Here is a 20,074-nt window from a genome sequence, read left to right as displayed (position 1 = left end):
AATAGATATCCATTCATTCTTGAGGGGTAAAATCCGTTTTATTAGCTACAAGACCAATACTCATCAATCTACTGTAGAGCTTGAATATCCCCATATTATCAAATAAAATATAATTACATCAGACTCATAATCCAAGAAAAGGTGGATTAATCCGTCCTATGCAAAAGCCACTGGAACATTACCTGTGCGGCAAGTTTATATCCGACGGCAACTGGAGCCACATGAGACGCAGCATGCCTGTTCATGAGATCATTTTGATGCTGGAAGGTGAGATGTACATCGCGGAAGAAGAGGAACAATATGTAGTTCGTGCCAACGATCTGTTGTTTCTGCGCGCTGGTCGCACCCACTATGGCTACCGCATCAGCGATGCCCCCGTCAGCTTCTACTGGGTTCACTATGATGCCATCCAGCCAGAATTCGACCAATTTAGGACACATGCCACCATTCAGGTACCTTCCATGGCCAATCAGTTATTTAAGCAGCTGCTGCATGTGTCATCCTTCTCACCGGAGGAAGCCGACGCTGCACTGCTATTGTTGTTCAGAGAACTGGAGCGTAATATAGAGGCCGATTATCGCCCGCACAATGCAATTGTGGACCATATCTGCAAGTGGGTCGATATTCATCTGCATACAAACATTACGGTGAGTCAGATTGCGGAGAATTTTAATTTTAACAAAGACTACATTTCCAAAATGGTGAAGCGCGAGAAAGGCACTGGACTCAAAACCTATATCCTCACCGAACGTATTCGCCGGGCGAAACAGCTGCTGCTGAACACCAATGCCAGTGTAAAAGAAATTGCCGGACAGTGCGGCTTCTCCGATTACAAGCTATTCCTGCGCATGTTCAAGCAATACGAAGGCAATACGCCAACCGAATATCGCAATCATCTGTATTCCACACAGCTCAATCGCTGATGCGCTATGATCTATAGAAATGACTGAGTGAACTATAGAAAATTTGAATCAATCGGATGGAATCCGTTATGGTAAAATGCAAGAAAACGATATTCCATACTTAACCCATAAGAGAAGAGGAATTAAAAGATGACAACGGCTGCCGTTACGATTCTTCCTGCCACAGAAACAGACCATCCAGAGATCGTAGATATCCTTGTTGCAAGTTATGCCGAGTATCGGGAGACATTTGAGCAAAATGAACGTTGGGAGGCTTACTTAAAAGACATTAGAGAGTCAGTGGTTAATCCGTACCTGACACAATTGTGGGTTGCCAAAATTGATGATCAGATTGTGGGTACCGTCCAATTGTTCGAAACAGCGCATAAGGCCTATCCAAACTTTGAATTGCCCATTGATTATCCATTTATTCGACTATTAGGTGTTGATCCCAAATGGAGAGGTCATGGGATCGCCAGAGAACTGCTCCAGCAATGCGTGGAATCTGCCAAAGACATGGGCAAAAATACGGTGTATTTATATACAGGCGGTCAGATGGTCAATGCCATCCGTTTATATGAGCGTTTCGGATTTACAGAGGATGAGGAATTCAGCTCCGAGAGTAGCGGGGGTAAGGCGATCTGCTACCGCTATGATTCCTAGTTTTGGGTGTTAGCTTAGCGAACCGCGATCAGCAGAATTGATTCATAAAGAGTAGCTAGTGAACGATGCGTGTTCTACTTGAATAACGTGAAAAAGACCATTCATGCGGATGAACGGTCCTTTTCACGATTTATAATTACATCAATTATGTTTTATATGAAAATCTATCTTCTTTAGCGAAAAGTCTTTAGCCGCCAATCTCCACCAAAATCTTCGCATGGCTCTTGTCGCTCATCAACAGCTCCAGCCCTTCCTCTACGATGTCGTCCAGTTTGATTTTCTTGGTGATGACCTGTTTCACATCAAGCGATCCTTCCGCAATCAATGAAATCACTTCAGGGAAAATGTGGCGATAGGCCAGCGTTGCTGTCAGATTCGCTTCCTTCACCAGAAGATCGAAGAAGTTCACTTGAAGCGGGTTCGGAATTGCTGCGATGACAACAACTTCTCCACCTTTTTTGACAACCGCAATGGCGCTATCCATCGTTGGTTGCACACCTGCTGCTTCATAAGCCACATCGATGCCGCCCGATTGCTGCAAAATCACTTCGGTTGCATTGACTTTGGCACTGTTTACCGGAATCGCCCCCAGCTTGGCTGCCAAGGCCAAACGCTCCTCAAATACATCAACGGCATAGATTTCAGAAGCTCCTGCTGCTTTGGCAGACAGAATGGTCAATAATCCAATTGGACCGGCTCCGTACACGGCTACTTTGTTACCCACTTTCAGTTTGCTGTGTCGAACCGCATGAAACGCTACTGCTGTAGGCTCAACGAGCGCGCCTTCTTCAAAAGTTACGTTATCCGGGATGGGATGAACCATGTAGGATTCAACAACAACATACTCCGCAAAACCGCCATCACCATTCAGTCCAACGAATCCAAATTGAGTACATTGGTTGTAACGACCCTGGATACAGTATTCGCATTTTCCACAGTGGTACAATGGCTCTACCACAACTCGCTGTCCCAAACTGATACCGCTTACATTACTCCCCAATTCACTCACGGTCCCTGCAAATTCATGACCCAATGTCAGCGGCGCTTTCTGTCCTGAGAGCGGATGATTCTCGCCTTCTTGAATCCCCACACCATGATGATAGGCATGCAAGTCACTGCCGCAGATCCCTGCATATTCCACTTTGATTTTGACCTGACCCGCTTGAGCAACCGGAACCTCGCGATCTTCAACACGAACATCTTTATGGGCATACCATACTGCTGCTTTCATGAAGTTCATCCCCTTTATATGATTGTCTATATAAGTTGAACTAGAACTATTACACCTGATCACGCTGATGCAGTACCATCTTTCGATCGCTCTTATCCCCAGATTTTCTTCATTCTCTTGATCCAAGGGAAAAATCCGGTGATAAAGGTGCACGCTCTGCTTCTTCAGATTGGTTCTGCACTCTGCGTTTCTGGTGTAAACGTTAAGGTCTACTTATATAGTAAAGAACTATAATGCTTGTCTATATATTATATCGCTGTTCATGTATTATTCATATTTATAGATACTAATGTTAACATTAGTTGTATTAATGGTAAACGGAGATGAACTCATGAATCTGGAACAGCTCGAATATGTCGTTGAAATTGCAAAAACGCAATCATTCTCCGCCGCCTCGGAGCACCTGCATGTCACACAATCGGCGATCAGCCAATCGGTTCATCGTCTGGAGAAAGAATTGGGTATCATCCTGTTCGAACGCTCGCGGCAGGGAACTCATCCCACTCCCGAAGGCAAACAATTCATTGCCAAGGCACTGGACATTTTGCAGCGGATTGATGAATTGAAATCCCTGAACGCAGAAACCTCCTCTCTTAGCGGAGAGCTTCATGTGGCTACTTTTCCAAGTGTCATGCCCTATCTTGTCCAATCTGCTGCAGATATGAAGCGTGAGCACCCGCAACTTAACATCTCGATTGAAGAGAAAGGGTCCATGGAAATTATCGAGGATATTCGGAGTAACAAAACCCATCTGGGCTTTATCGCGATCTATGCCAAACAATTGCGGGAATTCGATGGACTTCACTTCAGTCCCATGTACTCGGGCAAGCTGGTAGTTGGTACTCATCACCTGTCTGAACTTGCCAAGCACAGCCGTGTTTCACCTGATCAATTAAAAGAACACAAGCTGGCACTCTATCGAGATGGTTTCATTGAAGACTTCATCAGGGAATTCACCTATGATCATGGGTCTCTGTCCATTCTGTTCAAAACAAATAATTCAGAAGCCATCAACATGGTGTTACGAAACGATATTGCCGCCACGATTGGTCACGACTTTTCCTTTTACCAAAATCCATTATGGAAGGAAGGTCTAGTGAAGATGGTAGAGATCGTTGGAATCGATCAACCGAAAATGCAAATTGGCTTCGTGCAGACGGAATCCAAGGAGGCCGCTGTAGCCGCAGAACGATTCGCCCGACGCTTCAGACAGGCGATAGAGCTGGATCATCTATAAAAGTGATATGAAAAGCAAAAAGTGCTTCACGCCTCTGAAGGAAGTTTGGGATACACACCAACTTCTCCGGGAACGGAGCACTTTTTTTGCATTACATCGTTACACTGGCTTACAATAAACCCGGCTCTTTTCTGACTACCTCTTGGATTACTATTGGTATACCTTATTCAAACTATACTTTCACTTTACGCACGGCTTCGCTCATCTCGTTGGTCTGCTGCTCCAGCATGGTAGAAGTCTGCGCCACCCTGTTGAACATGGCCGACTGTTCACGCATCAAGCGATAGATTTTATCCGAATGATCCGAGACCCCGGCTGAGATCTGCGAGATCGTATTGACGGAGGCTGCGGCCTCTTCCGATCCTGCCGAGATTTCCTCTGCCGCAGCGGAGACTTCTTGAATGCGACGAGTCACTAGTTGGAATGCATCAACCACATGAGCGAAAGCTTGCTCCGCTTCTACGGTAATCGTAACACCTTGTCCAATCTCCTGTGCGGTAACCCCCATCTGTGACCCAATCTGCTGTGATTCTTGTTGAATGCGAAGCAGCAAGTCGGAGATCCGTTCCATAGATGTGCTTGAGGCCTCAGCAAGCTTGCGAACTTCATCCGCCACAACCGCAAAACCTCTGCCATGTTCGCCTGCATGAGCTGCTTCAATGGATGCATTAAGCGCAAGCAGCTTCGTCTGACTCGCAAAATCACGAACCGTGTGCAGGGCACCACCAATCTCCTGGGAATAGTTGTTCAGCACCTGAACCATCGCTACAACTTCACCTGAGACATGGGAGATGCTCTCCATCTGTGTTTTCATCATTGTCATGCTCTGTTTACCGGACTCTGCTGTAGCTAGGGCACTTGTTGCTGCATCAGATACTATCATGGAAGATTCGGAAATGTCCGTTATGCCTTTGGCAATCTCTTCCATTGCATTCGCACTATCGCTCGCACCCTGCTTCTGCGTATGCGCCCCTTGCCTAATCTGTTCGACAGACTGGTCAACCGTCTTGCTCATCTCAAGCATCTCGTCGGTACTGCGATTAAATTGTTTGGTTGAGTCTGATAAAATATTGGTGGTTACTGCCACGCCTTCAACCATGTTACTCACGATCTTATTCAAGTTGCCGGACATATGTATCATCGCTTGATATGTGGTTCCAATCTCATCTTTGCTTTTCAGATTATACGACGTCAAAATTTGGTTGGCTTCTGCAAGCTCACCCTGCGCCATTTTTTCCACACTCGCCTTCAGCGGTTGAAGTGGTCGCAGTCCCCTTACGATAAACCACATGACAACGGCAATACCTATAAGAGTAATTAGTAGCAATAAGGCATAGAAGGGAATACTCGATTTCATGATATCCGATTCAATGCTTCCGATCACCGATACCGCCGTATCGATACCAATTACACCTGTTACAGCGCCATTACTATCGAGCATCGGAGCGTAAGAGGAAATATAGTTGCCATACTCCTCATTGTTAATGATTGAAGAACTGGCTGGTTGCCCCAGCAACAGCTTCTGCACAGCCTCCTGAGGGATATCCGTTACTTCATTAATCGGTGAGGCTTTATCCGCATCCTTCATACCATCCACCATAATAAGCGGGGTACCTTTGTCATCTATTTTGACGAAATAGACATACATTGCACCAATACTTACGCGAAAATCATCCAGTTCATCACGAATCTTCAAGAATGCGTCATTCTCTTTGGGATCCTTGGCAAACTCGGCATAAGATGCTGTATCCAGCTGATTCACATAACTCTGAGCAATTTGGATATTGTAACTCGAAATGGCCTCCTGTGCAGCCAGTTTCATATTGGCCACCTGTAACAGCATGCTGCCAACAGCTATAACCGTCATGGCCAGTGTAACGACTGCAACAATGCGTACAACCAAACGTTTTCTAAAAAAACCGATCATCCGCTCCTCTTCCTCTCCCGTGAACCCAAGCCTTTTTGACTAGGCGCTACCCAAAAAACGCATGCTTGAAGCACTAAGTATGGGAAAATAGTAAACGAATATGTCGAATTAGGCAAGAAAATATTGGGTTAACATAAAAACGCTATCATGGCTATGGTAGGAACAAAAGTACAATACAAAAACACCGGCAGTCTTATACTGACGATGTTTTTGTATTGTACTTTACCGTTAACTCCAGTGAAGCTCACTCTTAAAATGGGTCTACCACAGCCCCCAAAGTTACACCTCTCACATAAGGCTGCCCACTTAACGCTTGAAGTTCTTTTGTTGTACCTGTAACCACTACCCCTATAATACGAATATCACTTTCATCAGGTCTGGCCTTATCTTTTTTTAAATAATTGTATATCCGATTGAAATCGTACTGATATTGTCCTTTCAGTTGGACCCCCTGTTCCAAAGCTTCCAAGAAAGTTTTCTCACTCACTTCAGTTGAATCGGGATCCGAATTGCCGAAGCCTTTGACCCAATCTTCCGGGTCCGGTGTTGCGTAACTCTTATTCCCATTGCCATCAGTGTAGGGATCATAAAATGATTTGTTGTCATACGTATCCACCCAATACCAAGTCTGGGTTAACTCGGCAGGAAGCAGCTGCTTCACTTCTTTTAAAGAGTAATCCTTGTCAAAGGAAACTGCCATTTCTACAAGCTTGTCTTGAGGCATTTCTTGAAGTAATGGAAGATCATTAAGAATTTTCCCGTTATAATTTACTTTGGGAATGTAAAACAACATTTCTCTCTGCCCATTTAATCCATTGTAGCTACGTGTATACTCATAACCTTGTTCTTTCATGGTCTCATCCTGTAACGAAATAGATGGTGACGTATCCCCTCCAAAAGAGCTAAAATTAATAAATGGAAACACTTGATAATTTATTTTTTTATCCGCCCAAGGGATCGGTACGCCCTCTATGACTTTAACGGTATAATACTGAAAGCTGCCGTTAAGGAAACCACTGTAATTGACCTGTCCTGTCTGCTTTTCATCGGGTCCACTAATTAGATTCATAATCTGCTCACTATGGTCTGCACGACTGTAACTCCAGTTTGTAAGATACTGATTACCCAGCATTACTCCAAAAAACGCAATTAAAGATACTAGAAGGGAAATCATAACAGTACGAATCGTCGTTGTCCGCTTAGCCTTCCTGACCATCTTGCTTATATTTACTGAATCACTCTCTTTATGTTGTTCGTTCATTTTATCTCACTCCTATACTTCTTTTTAAACTGCTGTCTCCCCTGGTATAACGACGATTTAACGTGTTCGATCCGCATGCCGAGCAAATTCGCTATTTCTTGGTACGAAAACTCCATCTCATACTTCATGATTAGAAGCTGCCTATGCAGTGGAGCAAGCTGACTGAGAACAGCCTCTACTTCCTCTTTCTTTTCCTGTTGCAACAGACCATCTTCAGGCAGTTTAGAATCCGGTATTTCCATCATATCGATTGGAACCATAGTCCATTTTTTTCGACGGCAAAGATCATAATACCGGTTAATAGCCACTTTATACAGCCAGGCACTTAGCTTTTCATTTTCGATTGAGTCTATATATAGAAACGCTTTATACACAGTTTCCTGCACTATATCCTCTGCATCGGCTGGACAAGCACCAAGTCTAATCAAATAATGCCGGATTTCAGTTAGCTTTGGCTGTAACAGTTCATTGATTTGTCCGGCGTCCATGCTTCACCACCTTTCATAGGTATAACGAACAGGCATCCGAAATGTTAAAAGTTCCGAGAAAAATTTCTTAAACTGGCATTCTTCTTTATGCGTTCTGATGAAACGGCTACACATCTATACAAAGAAAAACCCTGACATACGCGTCAGAGTTTAGTCAACTATTATAAGATTTATCTAATTAACCACCTTTAACTATAATAGAGTTTATATACTTTTACCTTCAAAATGAAACACTGATCTATGTATTATATTTACGTCTCAGTTCGACAGATATAGCGAAAAAAGTTTTTCCATTTCCGTAAATAAGATCGTTCCTTTAGTGCATACAAAAAAACACCCCGGCGCCCGCGCCGAGATGTCATGTTATTCTTTATCTGCAATACTACCCATTCATATTAAACTGTCCGTCCGTTCATCTTTCTGAATCGAATCAGAGACCAGATGATCAGCACCGCGAGCACAGCAAGACAGATGCTAATGCTAAAACGGTTACCTTCATCGAACACAAACATCACCGCAATCACACTGAGACATAGTACCACGACTCCGGTGATGTAAGGGAAACCCCAAACTTTGAAGGTCGGTTGAACCGGATATCTCTTCCGCAATTTCAACTGTGATGAGGCAATACAGATCCACACAAGGATTACGACAAACCCCGGAACTGCGAGTAATACACGGAACAGCTGATCCTGTGCGAACAGGCCAAGCAAGGAACCTCCGAGCAAAACTACTGAGCACACCAGAAGTGTGTTAACAGGGCTACCGTTGCGGTTTGTCTTTGACAATGCCTTCGGAGCTTCCCCGCCCACTGCCATGGAGTGCATCATCCGGGATGCACCATAGATCCCTGAATTCGCAGCCGACAGAACTGCCGTTACCAAAATAAAGTTCATTATGTGTGCTGCTCCCGGCAGTCCCGTAGAGGCAAGCACCTGTACAAATGGACTGCTCTCCGGCCCGATCTCATTCCATGGGATGAGACCACAGATGATGAGGATCGGCAAGGTGAAGAACAGAATAATTCTGAGCATGAAATTGCCCACGATTTTGGGCATAACTTTTTCTGCATTCTCCGTCTCGGTCAGGGTCAGACCAATCAGCTCCGATCCCCCATAAGAGAACATGACCACAAGCAGTGCCGAGAAGATCGAAGACCATCCGTTCGGGAAGAACCCGCCTGCTTGCGTGTAATTTTGCAGATATGGAGTGTTATCACTTGGGATAATGCCAAAGATCAACCCTGCACCCAGGAAGATAAAAATAATGATCATGGCAATTTTGATCCCGGCCAGCCAAAACTCGAATTCCCCGAACACACCTACACTGAGCAGATTAACCAGTATAATGAACGCCGCACAAGCCAGACTCAGCATCCACAGCGGTACTTCCGTGAACCAATACTGCAAAAAACTCCCGGCGGCAATCACCTCGATGACACATACTGATAACCATAGAAAGCAATACATCCATCCCATAACAAAGGATACTCGGCTACCAAATGCCTCCTGCACAAAGTCTTTCATATTTTTGTTCTTGTACACCGTAGCCATCTCCGCCATCGCGGCCATAACAACCAGCAGCAATAATCCGGCAAAAATGTACGTGACAATAACGCCCGGACCTGCGAGTCCAATCGTCTCTGCGCTGCCTTTGAAAATTCCTGTTCCAATGACACCACCCATAGCCATAAAACTGATGTGTCTTGGTTTAAGTTTCTTTTGTAGTGTTCCTTCTGTCTGAGCCAATTCAAGTCCTCCTGATGTAAAAAACGTCTGTAATGCTGTCTTGTTTCATAGACATAATGTCCAGTATACCCTATTGTCCATCAATCAGCCCAGAAGTTCCTTATGGCCAATTCATCCCAAGCATATATGGACATAACCTATCTTTTATACCCCGTAATTGCACGAAGCAATCTGTGTACAATCCAGCAGATCAAACTGTACCCTGCCCCATAGATGAACCAAGCGTCCAGGTTGCCTCTCCATGTGGACAGATCACTCGCGATATACAACAAAGGCAGCATAAAAGAGATTATCATCGCTCCCCAAAGTCTAAACCCTTTGGCAAAATAACTGCATACGCCAAGCACCATAGCAATGACTGGACATAACACCAAGACAGCAAACAGCGGATTCATAGGATCAAACCACCAATAAATCATGGACAACTCCCTCCACATTCTTCGTAACAAGGCCAAGTTGCTTTATTGCTGTATTATTGAGTTTATTCTACTCTTTTTCCAACTTTTAAAATGTACGATATGTTGTAAAATAAAGAAACCAGTGTCCTGTAAAAAACAGAATACTGGTTTCTCATGCGAATCGATTCAGATTGTTTTGGTCATAAACGTGCTGTTCGGATCCAATATATAATCCGCGAATGGTTCGCAATATTCGAATCCAAAGTCTTCATACAACTTACGTGCCGGGATAAACGAATCCATTGAGCCTGTCTCCAGACTGATTCGCTTATAACCACGTTCTACAGCAACGCCCATAATATGGGCCAAAATCTTCCTTGCTACACCTTTTCTCAAGTGAGCCGAAGCAGTACGCATCGATTTCAATTCGGCATGTTCTGAATTCAGTTCTTTGATAGCCCCGCAACCGAGCAAGTCGTTCCCTTCCCAAGCACACCAGAATGTAATTTCGGGCTTCTTGAGTCCTTCCAGATTCAACGCATGAATACTCTCCGGAGGTGAATCTGCTGCCATCCCTTGCAAGTGCTCTGCAATTAAAGCCTTAACTTGTACTCCACTTAAATCATCCAATCTGATCTCCAAAATGTAACACTCCCACCGACATTTTTATTTGTTTTATCACTGAATGTATATCAATCATTTCATCTTACTACCGTGTTAGGTTTCATGACAAGAGGATACTTATACGCATTGAAATGTTCTATTGTGATTCACCTATAATTTCCAGTATGATGAGGCTATCAGATGCCAAAGGGGCGAGGTCTATTGCGAAATATACATAGAGTTAAACGTGAAACCAAGGTGAGGCAATCTTAACCTATTTTAAAGGAGAACCCTATGACACTAACTACGGACAACCTGTTTTATAGCAAACGATTAAAGATGACGCCACCACGCTCTGAAGACGTGCAGACCATGCTGCAATGGAACGAAGACCCGGAGTACCTTCGGAATGTGGATACTGATCTGGCCATTCCCTATTCGGAGAAACAGTTGGAGGATGAGGGCGAAACGAAGAACAAGGAAGTTTACTTCAGACTGCGCACGCATGAAGAGGATATGCTGATTGGTTTTGTCGTCATTCATAGCATTGAATGGAACAACCGCTGCGGACAGCTTGCCATTGGCATCGGACTTGCTGAACATCGCAACAAGGGATATGGCACGGAAGCGTTGAATCTTATTTTACGATATGCATTCCATGAAATGAATCTGGACCGGGTTGGCCTCGATGTCATCGCCTACAATGCCAAAGCGATTCGCTCCTATGAGAAGGTTGGTTTTCAGTTGGAAGGTCGGGCACGTTCAGCTGTATATCGTGATGGCAAACGTTACGACCGCTTAATGATGGGAATCCTAAGACCAGAATGGGAAACACACAATCAGATCCATACGGAGGGTGAACAAGCATGACCAAGAATGCAGACGTTACTGCCTTTATTGAACAGATTCAGATCCCCTGGCAAGTACAGGTCGCTAAACAATTGCGAGAAATGGTGCATGATACCATCCCAGACGTGCAGGAACGTGTGCAATACAAGAAACCTCATTTTTTGAAAAATGGAAAGTACGTTGCGGTCATCTCTCCATCCAAACAAGCCATGTCCTTCACCATCTTTCATGCAGCCGGACTGGATCTACCCGATGGCATATTTGAAGGCCCGGAAGAACGAAAAACGATCAAGCTCAAGGAAAAAGATACGCCGGATTATGAGTGGTTGGCTGGTTTGTTAAAGCAGGCATCTGCGGACTTGTAGACGGATGTAGTGAAGAGACGCATACGAAGCAGTAGTAACTCAGGTGGTACTATGGGGGCGTAATGAACGGGTCGTGTGTATGGGGTAAGTTTAGGTTCGGGTTCGGGTTCGGGTTCGGGTTCGGGTTCGGGTTCGGGTTCGGGTTCGGGTTCGGGTTCGGGTTCGGGTTCGGGTTTGGGTTTGGGCCAAGCGCTAACGAATCGGATACACCTTATGTCGTAGTTATACAGGCATATGAAATTCTAACGAATCTCAGCAGTCTTATTACAGACAAAACCTCTGATTTGCTTCGAAAAAACCTGACATATGAAGCAATAACGTGGCTACGATTCGTTAGAATTCTACCGAGCTGCTAATTCGCCCAATAAGACGTGCCAGGTTCGTTAGATTGTGTGCGTACGACAAAGCTGCCTAAGCATGTATAAAAAACAACCCATTCTCACTCTGCTGGCTAAATAACTAACATAACCGGCTAACTGTAGCAGATATCCCCCATGCATCCTGCGCAGGGCAAGCAAAGAGGCATCCCATGAAGTTCAAGAACTTACGGGATGCCTCATATAGTCTCATAGTATGATTGCTACTGTCATCACAACCTACTCGGTCCTGTAGTACTATAGATAAGTTAATGAGCTTATTATAGCTTCCACCATCAAGATTGCTGGTACGATACGGCGGTCATCTGACACGGCTCACATATGAACATGTAATACATGCCCTCACCATATTCCTCAACCTCACCCCAATCCAGTTGTGCGACAGCCTTCATTCTCGCGGAACAGCATGGACATGGTGGATACTCCGCATCCTGAACCCAACCCGGATGGCCTCCGATCTGAGATAGCGATGGCTCCATCCCCCACTCACTGGCATGGAAGGCATGACGCGATGTATTCGCAATCCTAAACTGCCGGCCAACATCTGGTGCAAGTTTACCATATTCGTCCAGATCAATCTCGTCCATTCCTACAGGCATGACGTTATGTGAACTCCATAACGGTTCCCCGGCTGCGTCCAGCTCCATGTAAACCACACCATAACTGCTGCATATCACGCAAGTCTGGATCTGAAGTCGCTCCGCATGCCAAGACACATCCCGCAGTGCCGGATGCTTAACATCCAGATTAATTAAGGTCGTTAACGCACCACCACACCATGGACAGCAATTGGTGCTCCGGGTCAGCATCGAGAGTGAATTTCCGGTTATTGCCACGTTAGTTGCTTCATTTTCTGTTACTTTATAGAGTGAATAACTTGGGGTGGTGAATAACGCTCTACGCTGCCCGTCTTTCGTAAGCTCCCATCCAGCTTCAGTGGTGTAATGCTCAGGTGCCACGTACAATTCGCTCGACCAAGATGGCGGAGATTTTCTCCATTGCAGGAACTGCTGCACGACAACATTATCCCCGATATGGGCCAGTATGAGCAATATGTGGTTCCGATTCTCATGATCGGTATTCACCTGCTGCAAGAGCCGATCTCGCACTGCTTCCGAGGCACTCTTATACAAAATCGCAGGATAATAGATCTCCTGTTCCAGCAGCTCAGGAATTTCGTTGGTCAACGATATATCATGGTAACAAACGAGGTAGATCAGGATGTCTTTGCCAGTATCTTCATCACCTGCATGAATCCGTTGCATTGCATAATCCTTCATCTGATCTTGTTGCTCTACAGACAAGGAGAGATATACTTGTTCCTCGGATTGTTCATAGGGTACATAACGAATTAGAGGATCGCGAACCTGAGGTTCATACATGATTTTCAATACTTCGACCGGGTCTGTGATATCTGCATACAAGTTCACGTCACGTCGATTCGCTTCAATGTATCTCTGGCGCTCCTCGCGCTCCATCTCCTGCTTGCAAGGCATGCAAACCCCACCTGTTCTGGCAGCCGTTGCTGGCAAAATGGTATTTGCACACCCCTCCCGTAGACACGGAATTCGTTCTGTCATCTTCCAACCTCCTTCAACGATCGGCAATCGTTCAACTCATATAACCCATGTGCTCGATATCCATGGAAAACACGCCACAATGTGACGTGCTTGTCCCATGCTCCATATGTCGTCAATGCTGCCTATCTCGTATTTCGTATCTGCAAAACACAATCAGTGATGTCCCAACTGGTCCTTGGTGAATTCGTAAAAGGCAAGCGCATCTTCACTGCTGGCAAAGCCTGCCTGAGCCATCTTTTCACTGCCGCCACCTTTGCCATTGTAGGCTCCAAGATTGCCTTTGAAGAAAGGTCCACAAGCCCATTCAGGTGGCTGTCCGTTCTGTGCCAGAACAACTTTGGCCTCGGAGATACTGGCAAAGAGTACAAGCCCCTCATGGTCTGCCGTCAGCTTGGTAGCCAGGCTCTGCATGTCCTTGAGCGATTTGTCTTCAAAGATCTGAGCAATCACTAACCCTTCGCGAGCAGCTAGAAGTTGCTTCGCATAATAGGCATCATTCGTTGTTTTCACTGCATTCAGCTCGGTTTGCAGCTGTTTTTGCTCCAGTTCCATTTTCTCAATACGCTCCAATAATTCGTCCTTGCTGGTCTTTAATTTAACCATGATGCTATTGAGCACATGTTGAACGGATGTGAATTCATTCAGCGCTCTTGTTCCACATTTGAAATAAATGCGAGTGCCGCCCTTCACTTTTTCGGTTTTCAACAGTTTGATGATGCCGATCTCACCTGTCGCCAACACATGAGTTCCGCCGCAGGCGTTATACTCCACACCCTCGATCTCGACGATACGAATGTCCTCTGTTACCGTAGGCTGCTTCACCAGTGGCAATTGGGCAGCCTCATCTGTTGTAACCCAGGACGTGTTGATGCGAGCATTACGATAGATCTGACGATTCACTTCTTGTTCAATGGCGGTCAATTGATCCGCTCCCAACTCAGCAGCCACATCAATCGTGTCATACTCCGTACCGAGATGGAAACTGAGCGTCATCGCTTCAGCCATTTTCAACGTTACTGCAGATAACAAATGCTGTCCCGTGTGCTGCTGCATATGATCGAATCTTCGTTCCCAATCCAGCTCACAATGTACCTCGTTCTGTTCAGGTGCGCGTTCCAGCTTATGCCACACTGCTCCATCTTCGATGTTCACATCCAGAACAGTGATGCCGCCAATTCGACCCAGATCACAAGGTTGTCCGCCCCCATGCGGGTAAAAAGCCGTCTCCGCCAGCGTGACATATACACCGTCTTCCTTGTCCACTTTACCTGTAATTGTTGTATGCCACTCTCTTGTATAAGCAGAGTCATAATAGATTTTTTGCGTCATTGAATCATCCAGATCCCTTCTCGTTCATATAGATACCACATCTGTTGCCCGTTTGACATGTAGCATTACGCTCCATGGAAATCCTTATATCTGTTCTCAAGCTTACACTATTTTACATTATCAAGCCAATAGCACTAGAGTAACAGAGATAGACCTCAAACGCCTACTCAGCATGCTGAGCGTTGTTCTATCCATTGTCTAAAATCCTCTTCCATTGCTACAGAGCTAAATTTTCAATTCACTTCCATAATTAGCCCAACCTCAGGTCAAGATCAAGGAAGTGCAGTCTTAGGGTTGGAAGCGGGCTATACCCGTTTTAAACATGGCTATGTATTGGTGATTCAAGCGTGCAGAGGAATAGGACATTCGGAAGGAAATTGGAGGCTCATTAGTTGATGCGAAGGGAAGCTAAGTCCGATTTCTCTGCCCCCCTTTAGTTGTAGCTAATAAATCGCTATCTGTGGATTGTCAACATTAAATCAGACAACTTTTTAAAGGCTTTTGGCGATACTAAACACGCGTCACAGATCCCTATTACTCATACCCATCTCTGTATACATTATAGATAATAATGACTCAGGAGCTTTTCATGGATCTCCACACTTTCCAACTGTGAAATTAAGTCGCTTAATGCATTCTCTTCTAGATTTTTGATTTTTTTCATTTTTTCCATTATAGAAGTTATAATAGTGGGGTTTTCATTTTTGTTATATATTATAGCCAAATTCCTTAAAATTTTTGAATCCGATTCAATTTCAGAATATATTCTTATAAGCTCGTCAGCATCGTCTAAATAATGATGTTCCTTCAAATAATTTAATCGATCCAACATCACACGCTTATGCTCCCACATGGTATGAAAGATTCGAAAATCAATCTTTTCCCTTAATGCACTAACTTGATCACTTAAATATTGAATTATATGATCATAGATGGATAATCCAAAGATCCAATTAGAAGGAGTGCTCATAGAACGATAATGATAAGATGAATTGAGACTAAACCTTAGCTCCTTCAAAGATCTAATAATTAATTTTAGATCAAAGTGATAGTTATGCTCTGGGTTATAAGATAATAAACATACATATTCTCTATTTTTAGTTTTATCACAATTGTTAAAAGCTACTAGAAACTCTTCAAAGCCTACCTCATAATCTCCGAATATAGCATCTGAATTATAGCCTGATACATAAAATTTTAATGTCTCTCTGTTATAACCGAAAATTAACATTTCATGCGGAAAAGCATATTTTTTATATGCCTTTTTATGGGCAATATAACTTTCATCCACATACAAATGAATATATTGATTTTGATCAATAGAATCACAAATAAAGCTGATGACGCCCCCCATATATTTTTCCAAAAAGCGTTGGTTGATCTTTTGATAGTTAATGAGAGGACAACTCATAAAGAAATCATACCAAGGCAAGTTAGATGTATAAAACGAAAAGAATTTCCCTTCTGGAAAGTTCCCAGCACAAATCAATTGAATATAATTACTGTAAAACCATGCTTCAGATTGTTTATGCTGCATTGCAATTGAGAGTGGATAGGCATTACATAGGTAGCCATGTACAGAAGGTCTTATCATTGGCAGTTTTATATCACTCATAACTTCTACCTCCGTATTATTTTTTCTCAAAAACTATAGGCTACATCCGAACGCCCCGTATAAGCATTCTAAGCTTCCTCCGTCAGATACGGATGAGAGAAACCCGAACGCTTGTGCAGACTCCATACTCCTATAAGTATATGAATAATCACCTGTAATTTCCAGATAGAGTTTATTATAGAAGTTTTCAATAAGCGCATTTAGGTTGACTATATACTCTATACAACGAGGGAGCTGTCTCAAAAGGAATTCAGCCTCGCTCCAATTGCTAACGAACCTAACACACCTTAAAAATTCAGTAAATCGACAAAATAGCGTCTCTTTGATTAATTAGATCTTAGATCTGGGCCAATGGGAGCGAATAGCGTGTGTCAGGTTCATTACAACCAAAAAAAAACACATCAAAAAGGATGTGCCCTGTCATATTCATGACATATGGGACATCCTCTTCGTAGAGAAAACATTTTATAATTTTACAGTTGCGAGTTTGCCGACAGCTTTACTTCATCGACTCGGATAACTCTGTGAAAATAACACCCAGCGCATACGCGCCAGCATCTGGGTAGCCCAGACTACGATCACCTACGGTACCCGCGCGTCCCATACGTGCTACGATGTCTTCGGTTTTCTTCGCACCTTCAACGGCTGCTGCTGCACCTTTGGCAAATGCGGTTTTGAAGTCATCGCCAGACTCTGCACTTTGTGTCCAGGAATCGGCACACGGAACGAGTGCATCGATCAAGGTCTTGTCGCCTACAACGGCACCACGCCCGAATGAGCGCTCTCCAGTAGACTGAATCCCTTGCACGGCTGCATGGATCATCTCAGCGAACTCAGCAACGTTTAATTGCTGTTTATCCCCTACAGCTTTGCCAGCCGCACGGAATGCCGAACCCCAGATTGGGCCGGATGCGCCGCCACAATATTCCATGATGACTAACGAACATGCATCCAGGAACGATCCGATGTCTTTTTTATCTTCGTTAATGATGTGATTCCATTCGCGTTTCAACTGGCGGAAGCCTTTTGCCACACTCATACCAAAATCGCCATCACCGGCATGTGAATCCAGTTCACAGAACGGTACCTCGTTCTTGATGATGATCTCACCCATCTTATCGATCAGATAGACGACATTGTCCAGTGAGAATTGGTTGCCTTGAATTACCGCAGCAGATGCATCCGTCTCCACTTCGTAAGATACGGGAGCGTCTTCACCTACAACAGCTTCCAACGCTTCGGAATATGCCACTTGTGCTACCGGAGGACCGGATACTTTGAATGCAGGTGTATCACTTTCCTTGAACAGCAGCGTCTTCAGTTCATCATCCAGTTTCAGAACCGTAACCGATGCACCCGCCATATCGATACTTGTCATATAGTTGCCTACAAAGGTAGTAGCGACCTTCAGACCTGCATGTCCTGCAAGCTCACGCTGAACGGAATTGTTAAGCAGGTACAGTTCTTGCAGTGGCGTTGCACCAAAACCATTCACAAGCACTGCAATCTCAGCAGAAGCCGTATCCAGCTTCATATCGGCAAGCAATGCTTCAACCATACGTCCTGCCAATTCATCAGCCGATACGATTTTTTCCCGACGGATACCTGGCTCACCATGGATACCTACGCCGAATTCCATCTCATCTTCAGCAATTTCGAATGTAGGCGTGCCTTTGGCTGGCACGGTACAGGATGTGAATCCAAAACCAATACTGCGAACGTTCTGAGCAGCTTTCTCGGCAACGGATTTCACCTCTGCCAGACTGCGGCCTTCTTCGGCTGCTGCTCCGGCAATCTTGTGAACCAGTACAGTTCCGGCAACGCCGCGACGTCCAACGGTATACAGGCTGTCTTGTACAGCAATGTCATCCTCAACACGAACATACTGTACGTCGATGCCATCTTCCTCAGCCAGATGCGCTGCATTCTTGAAGTTCATCATGTCGCCGCTGTAGTTCTTGATGATCAGAAGTGTACCCTTATTGCTGGCTGTTGCCTTGATCGCTTGGTACACCTGGATTTGGGAAGGAGATGCGAATACATCTCCACATACCGCTGCATCCAGCATCCCTTTACCTACATAACCAGCGTGAGCCGGTTCATGTCCGCTGCCTCCGCCACTGATCAAGCTGACTTTATCGGCCTGAATCTCTCTGCGTTTAATCACTTTATATTTTTTAAGAAATTCAAGCTCCGGGTGCGCAAGCGCAATCCCGTTACACATTTCCATAACAACATGTTCGGCTTGGTTAATGATTTTCTTCATTATTTTGCCTCCCGGTGAGCTGCTTTGTACTCCCGTCCCATACGGTCAGCCGCTGCAATGGCAGCAGCCACTTCAGGAACGGTGATTGGGAAAGGCATCGCGTGAATGGATTCTTCCGGAATACAAGCGATCTCTGCCACTTTCAACAGCTCTTCCTGACTAATCTTGTCTACACCGATGTCCGCCAAGCTAATAGGCAGTCCCACTTCAAGACAGAAGTCCATAACTTCATGCAACTCTTCGGTTGGTGCATTTTCAAGGACCAGTTGTGCAATCGTACCGAAGGATACTTTTTCACCGTGGAAGAAGTGATGTGTGCCTTCCAGAACTGTCAAGCCGTTGTGGATCGCATGTGCTGCGGCCAGACCGCCACTTTCGAATCCAAGACCTGACAACAGAATGTTCGTCTCAACGATGTTTTCCAGCGCTTGTGTCACGACGTTGCTATCACTCGCTACTTTTGCTTTTGCACCGTCAGTCAGCAGCATTTCATAACACAGTTTTGCCAGTGCAAGTGCCGCATTGGTACCTACTGCAGATGGTGTATACCCTTCGCGGGAACCCATTGGCAGACTTGCGTTTACACGGGAATAGGATTTCGCTGTTGCTCTTGCTTCGAAGTATGTAGAGAGTGCATCTCCCATACCGGATACGAGAAAACGTGTTGGTGCATTAGCAATGACCGTTGTATCAACGAGTACCACACTTGGGCTTTGTTTGAAGTATGCATAGTCATCGAAAGAACCATCCGGTGTGTACAATACAGCGGAGTGACTTGTCGGTGCGTCTGTTGCCGCAATCGTTGGGCAGATAATCAGTGCTTCGCCTTCAGCTACACATTTCGCAGCATCGATCGCTTTACCGCCACCAAGACCGATGGTAGAGTCACATCCTTTTTCCTTCGCGATTGCTTGCAGACGAGCAACTTCCTCACGGGAACATTCCCCTTTAAAACCGCTTTCAACAAACGTGATATTGAATTTCTCAGCTGTTGCATCAAGCTTTGCTTTGACACGCTGTACATCATCCGGATGTGCAATCAGCAAGGCCGATTCTCCGAAGGATTTAACAAAGTACCCCAGGTTCAACAACTCGTCTTCGCCTTGTACATATTTGGTTGGGCTGATAAATGCTTTTCTCATAATAATATATGCCTCCTAATGATATGAATTGGTGAAGTGATTACATCAAATTTTAATTTCTTACAATTGACCTTAATATAACCCATGAGCAGC

Annotated in this window: 17 protein-coding genes; 5 read left to right on the top strand and 12 right to left on the bottom strand. The window is 44.8% G+C overall.

From position 1 onward, the window contains the following. Positions 1-158 precede the first annotated feature (158 nt). Together NKT06_RS04770 and NKT06_RS04765 are read left to right on the top strand one after the other, a co-directional pair. Entirely contained in the window at positions 159-923 is a 765-nt protein-coding gene (locus tag NKT06_RS04770; protein ID WP_253430633.1) for a helix-turn-helix transcriptional regulator, read from the top strand. A gap of 129 nt (positions 924-1,052) precedes the next feature. After that, the gene (locus NKT06_RS04765; RefSeq protein ID WP_253430630.1) at positions 1,053-1,565 is read left to right on the top strand and encodes a GNAT family N-acetyltransferase; all 513 of its coding nucleotides are present in this window, start codon (positions 1,053-1,055) and stop codon (positions 1,563-1,565) included. 187 nt (positions 1,566-1,752) lie between these two features. Here NKT06_RS04765 and NKT06_RS04760 read toward each other — a convergent pair whose 3' ends face one another. After that, the gene (locus NKT06_RS04760; protein WP_253430627.1) at positions 1,753-2,796 is read right to left on the bottom strand and encodes a 2,3-butanediol dehydrogenase; all 1,044 of its coding nucleotides are present in this window, start codon (positions 2,794-2,796) and stop codon (positions 1,753-1,755) included. A gap of 331 nt (positions 2,797-3,127) precedes the next feature. On the opposite strand from NKT06_RS04760, the gene NKT06_RS04755 reads away from it, so the two are divergent. After that, positions 3,128-4,033, top strand: coding sequence for a LysR family transcriptional regulator (locus tag NKT06_RS04755; protein ID WP_253430623.1), 906 nt, complete (start codon positions 3,128-3,130; stop codon positions 4,031-4,033). A gap of 172 nt (positions 4,034-4,205) precedes the next feature. Here NKT06_RS04755 and NKT06_RS04750 read toward each other — a convergent pair whose 3' ends face one another. The 6 genes from NKT06_RS04750 to NKT06_RS04725 all read right to left on the bottom strand — a co-directional run bounded on the left by NKT06_RS04750 (position 4,206) and on the right by NKT06_RS04725 (position 10,497). Beyond that, positions 4,206-5,960 (bottom strand): methyl-accepting chemotaxis protein, encoded by a 1,755-nt coding sequence (locus NKT06_RS04750; RefSeq protein ID WP_253430620.1) that lies wholly within the window; start codon positions 5,958-5,960, stop codon positions 4,206-4,208. 250 nt (positions 5,961-6,210) lie between these two features. After that, positions 6,211-7,221 carry an anti-sigma factor gene (locus tag NKT06_RS04745; RefSeq protein ID WP_253430617.1) on the bottom strand — a complete coding sequence of 337 codons (1,011 nt, stop codon included), beginning with the start codon at positions 7,219-7,221 and terminating at the stop codon, positions 6,211-6,213. Then, positions 7,218-7,709 (bottom strand): RNA polymerase sigma factor, encoded by a 492-nt coding sequence (locus NKT06_RS04740; protein ID WP_253430614.1) that lies wholly within the window; start codon positions 7,707-7,709, stop codon positions 7,218-7,220. Before NKT06_RS04740 ends, NKT06_RS04745 begins: the two co-directional genes overlap by 4 nt. A 395-nt stretch (positions 7,710-8,104) precedes the next feature. Further along, the gene (locus tag NKT06_RS04735; protein ID WP_301289778.1) at positions 8,105-9,457 is read right to left on the bottom strand and encodes an amino acid permease; all 1,353 of its coding nucleotides are present in this window, start codon (positions 9,455-9,457) and stop codon (positions 8,105-8,107) included. A 137-nt stretch (positions 9,458-9,594) separates the two neighbouring features. Further along, positions 9,595-9,876 carry a hypothetical protein gene (locus NKT06_RS04730; RefSeq protein WP_253430611.1) on the bottom strand — a complete coding sequence of 94 codons (282 nt, stop codon included), beginning with the start codon at positions 9,874-9,876 and terminating at the stop codon, positions 9,595-9,597. 165 nt (positions 9,877-10,041) lie between these two features. After that, a complete protein-coding gene (locus NKT06_RS04725; protein WP_253430608.1) occupies positions 10,042-10,497 on the bottom strand; it encodes a GNAT family N-acetyltransferase in 456 nt (151 codons plus the stop codon). Positions 10,498-10,752: 255 nt separating this feature from the next. Here NKT06_RS04725 and NKT06_RS04720 point away from each other — a divergent pair, with 255 nt between their 5' ends. Continuing rightward, a complete protein-coding gene (locus NKT06_RS04720; RefSeq protein WP_253430591.1) occupies positions 10,753-11,328 on the top strand; it encodes a GNAT family N-acetyltransferase in 576 nt (191 codons plus the stop codon). Continuing rightward, the gene (locus NKT06_RS04715; RefSeq protein ID WP_253430588.1) at positions 11,325-11,672 is read left to right on the top strand and encodes a DUF1801 domain-containing protein; all 348 of its coding nucleotides are present in this window, start codon (positions 11,325-11,327) and stop codon (positions 11,670-11,672) included. Before NKT06_RS04720 ends, NKT06_RS04715 begins: the two co-directional genes overlap by 4 nt. Positions 11,673-12,324: 652 nt before the next feature. Here the strand turns inward: NKT06_RS04715 and NKT06_RS04710 are convergent. The 5 genes from NKT06_RS04710 to NKT06_RS04690 form a co-directional block, all read right to left on the bottom strand. Further along, positions 12,325-13,629 (bottom strand): DUF1963 domain-containing protein, encoded by a 1,305-nt coding sequence (locus NKT06_RS04710; protein WP_253430584.1) that lies wholly within the window; start codon positions 13,627-13,629, stop codon positions 12,325-12,327. A 153-nt stretch (positions 13,630-13,782) separates the two neighbouring features. After that, positions 13,783-14,958, bottom strand: a complete 1,176-nt coding sequence (locus NKT06_RS04705) for an alanyl-tRNA editing protein (protein ID WP_253430582.1) — start codon at positions 14,956-14,958, stop codon at positions 13,783-13,785. 559 nt (positions 14,959-15,517) lie between these two features. Further along, positions 15,518-16,573, bottom strand: coding sequence for a hypothetical protein (locus tag NKT06_RS04700; RefSeq protein ID WP_253430579.1), 1,056 nt, complete (start codon positions 16,571-16,573; stop codon positions 15,518-15,520). A 499-nt stretch (positions 16,574-17,072) separates the two neighbouring features. Beyond that, on the bottom strand, positions 17,073-18,839 hold the full coding sequence (dhaK, locus tag NKT06_RS04695) for a dihydroxyacetone kinase subunit DhaK (protein WP_253430576.1): 1,767 nt from the start codon (positions 18,837-18,839) through the stop codon (positions 17,073-17,075). After that, the gene (locus NKT06_RS04690) at positions 18,839-19,981 is read right to left on the bottom strand and encodes a glycerol dehydrogenase (protein WP_253430573.1); all 1,143 of its coding nucleotides are present in this window, start codon (positions 19,979-19,981) and stop codon (positions 18,839-18,841) included. Before NKT06_RS04690 ends, dhaK begins: the two co-directional genes overlap by 1 nt. Positions 19,982-20,074: the final 93 nt, after the last annotated feature.

It is taken from the genome of Paenibacillus sp. 1781tsa1 (genome assembly GCF_024159265.1).
Lineage (GTDB): Bacteria > Bacillota > Bacilli > Paenibacillales > Paenibacillaceae > Paenibacillus.
Note: the sequence above shows the minus strand (reverse complement) of the source record. Positions and strands in the feature narration are given on the sequence as shown.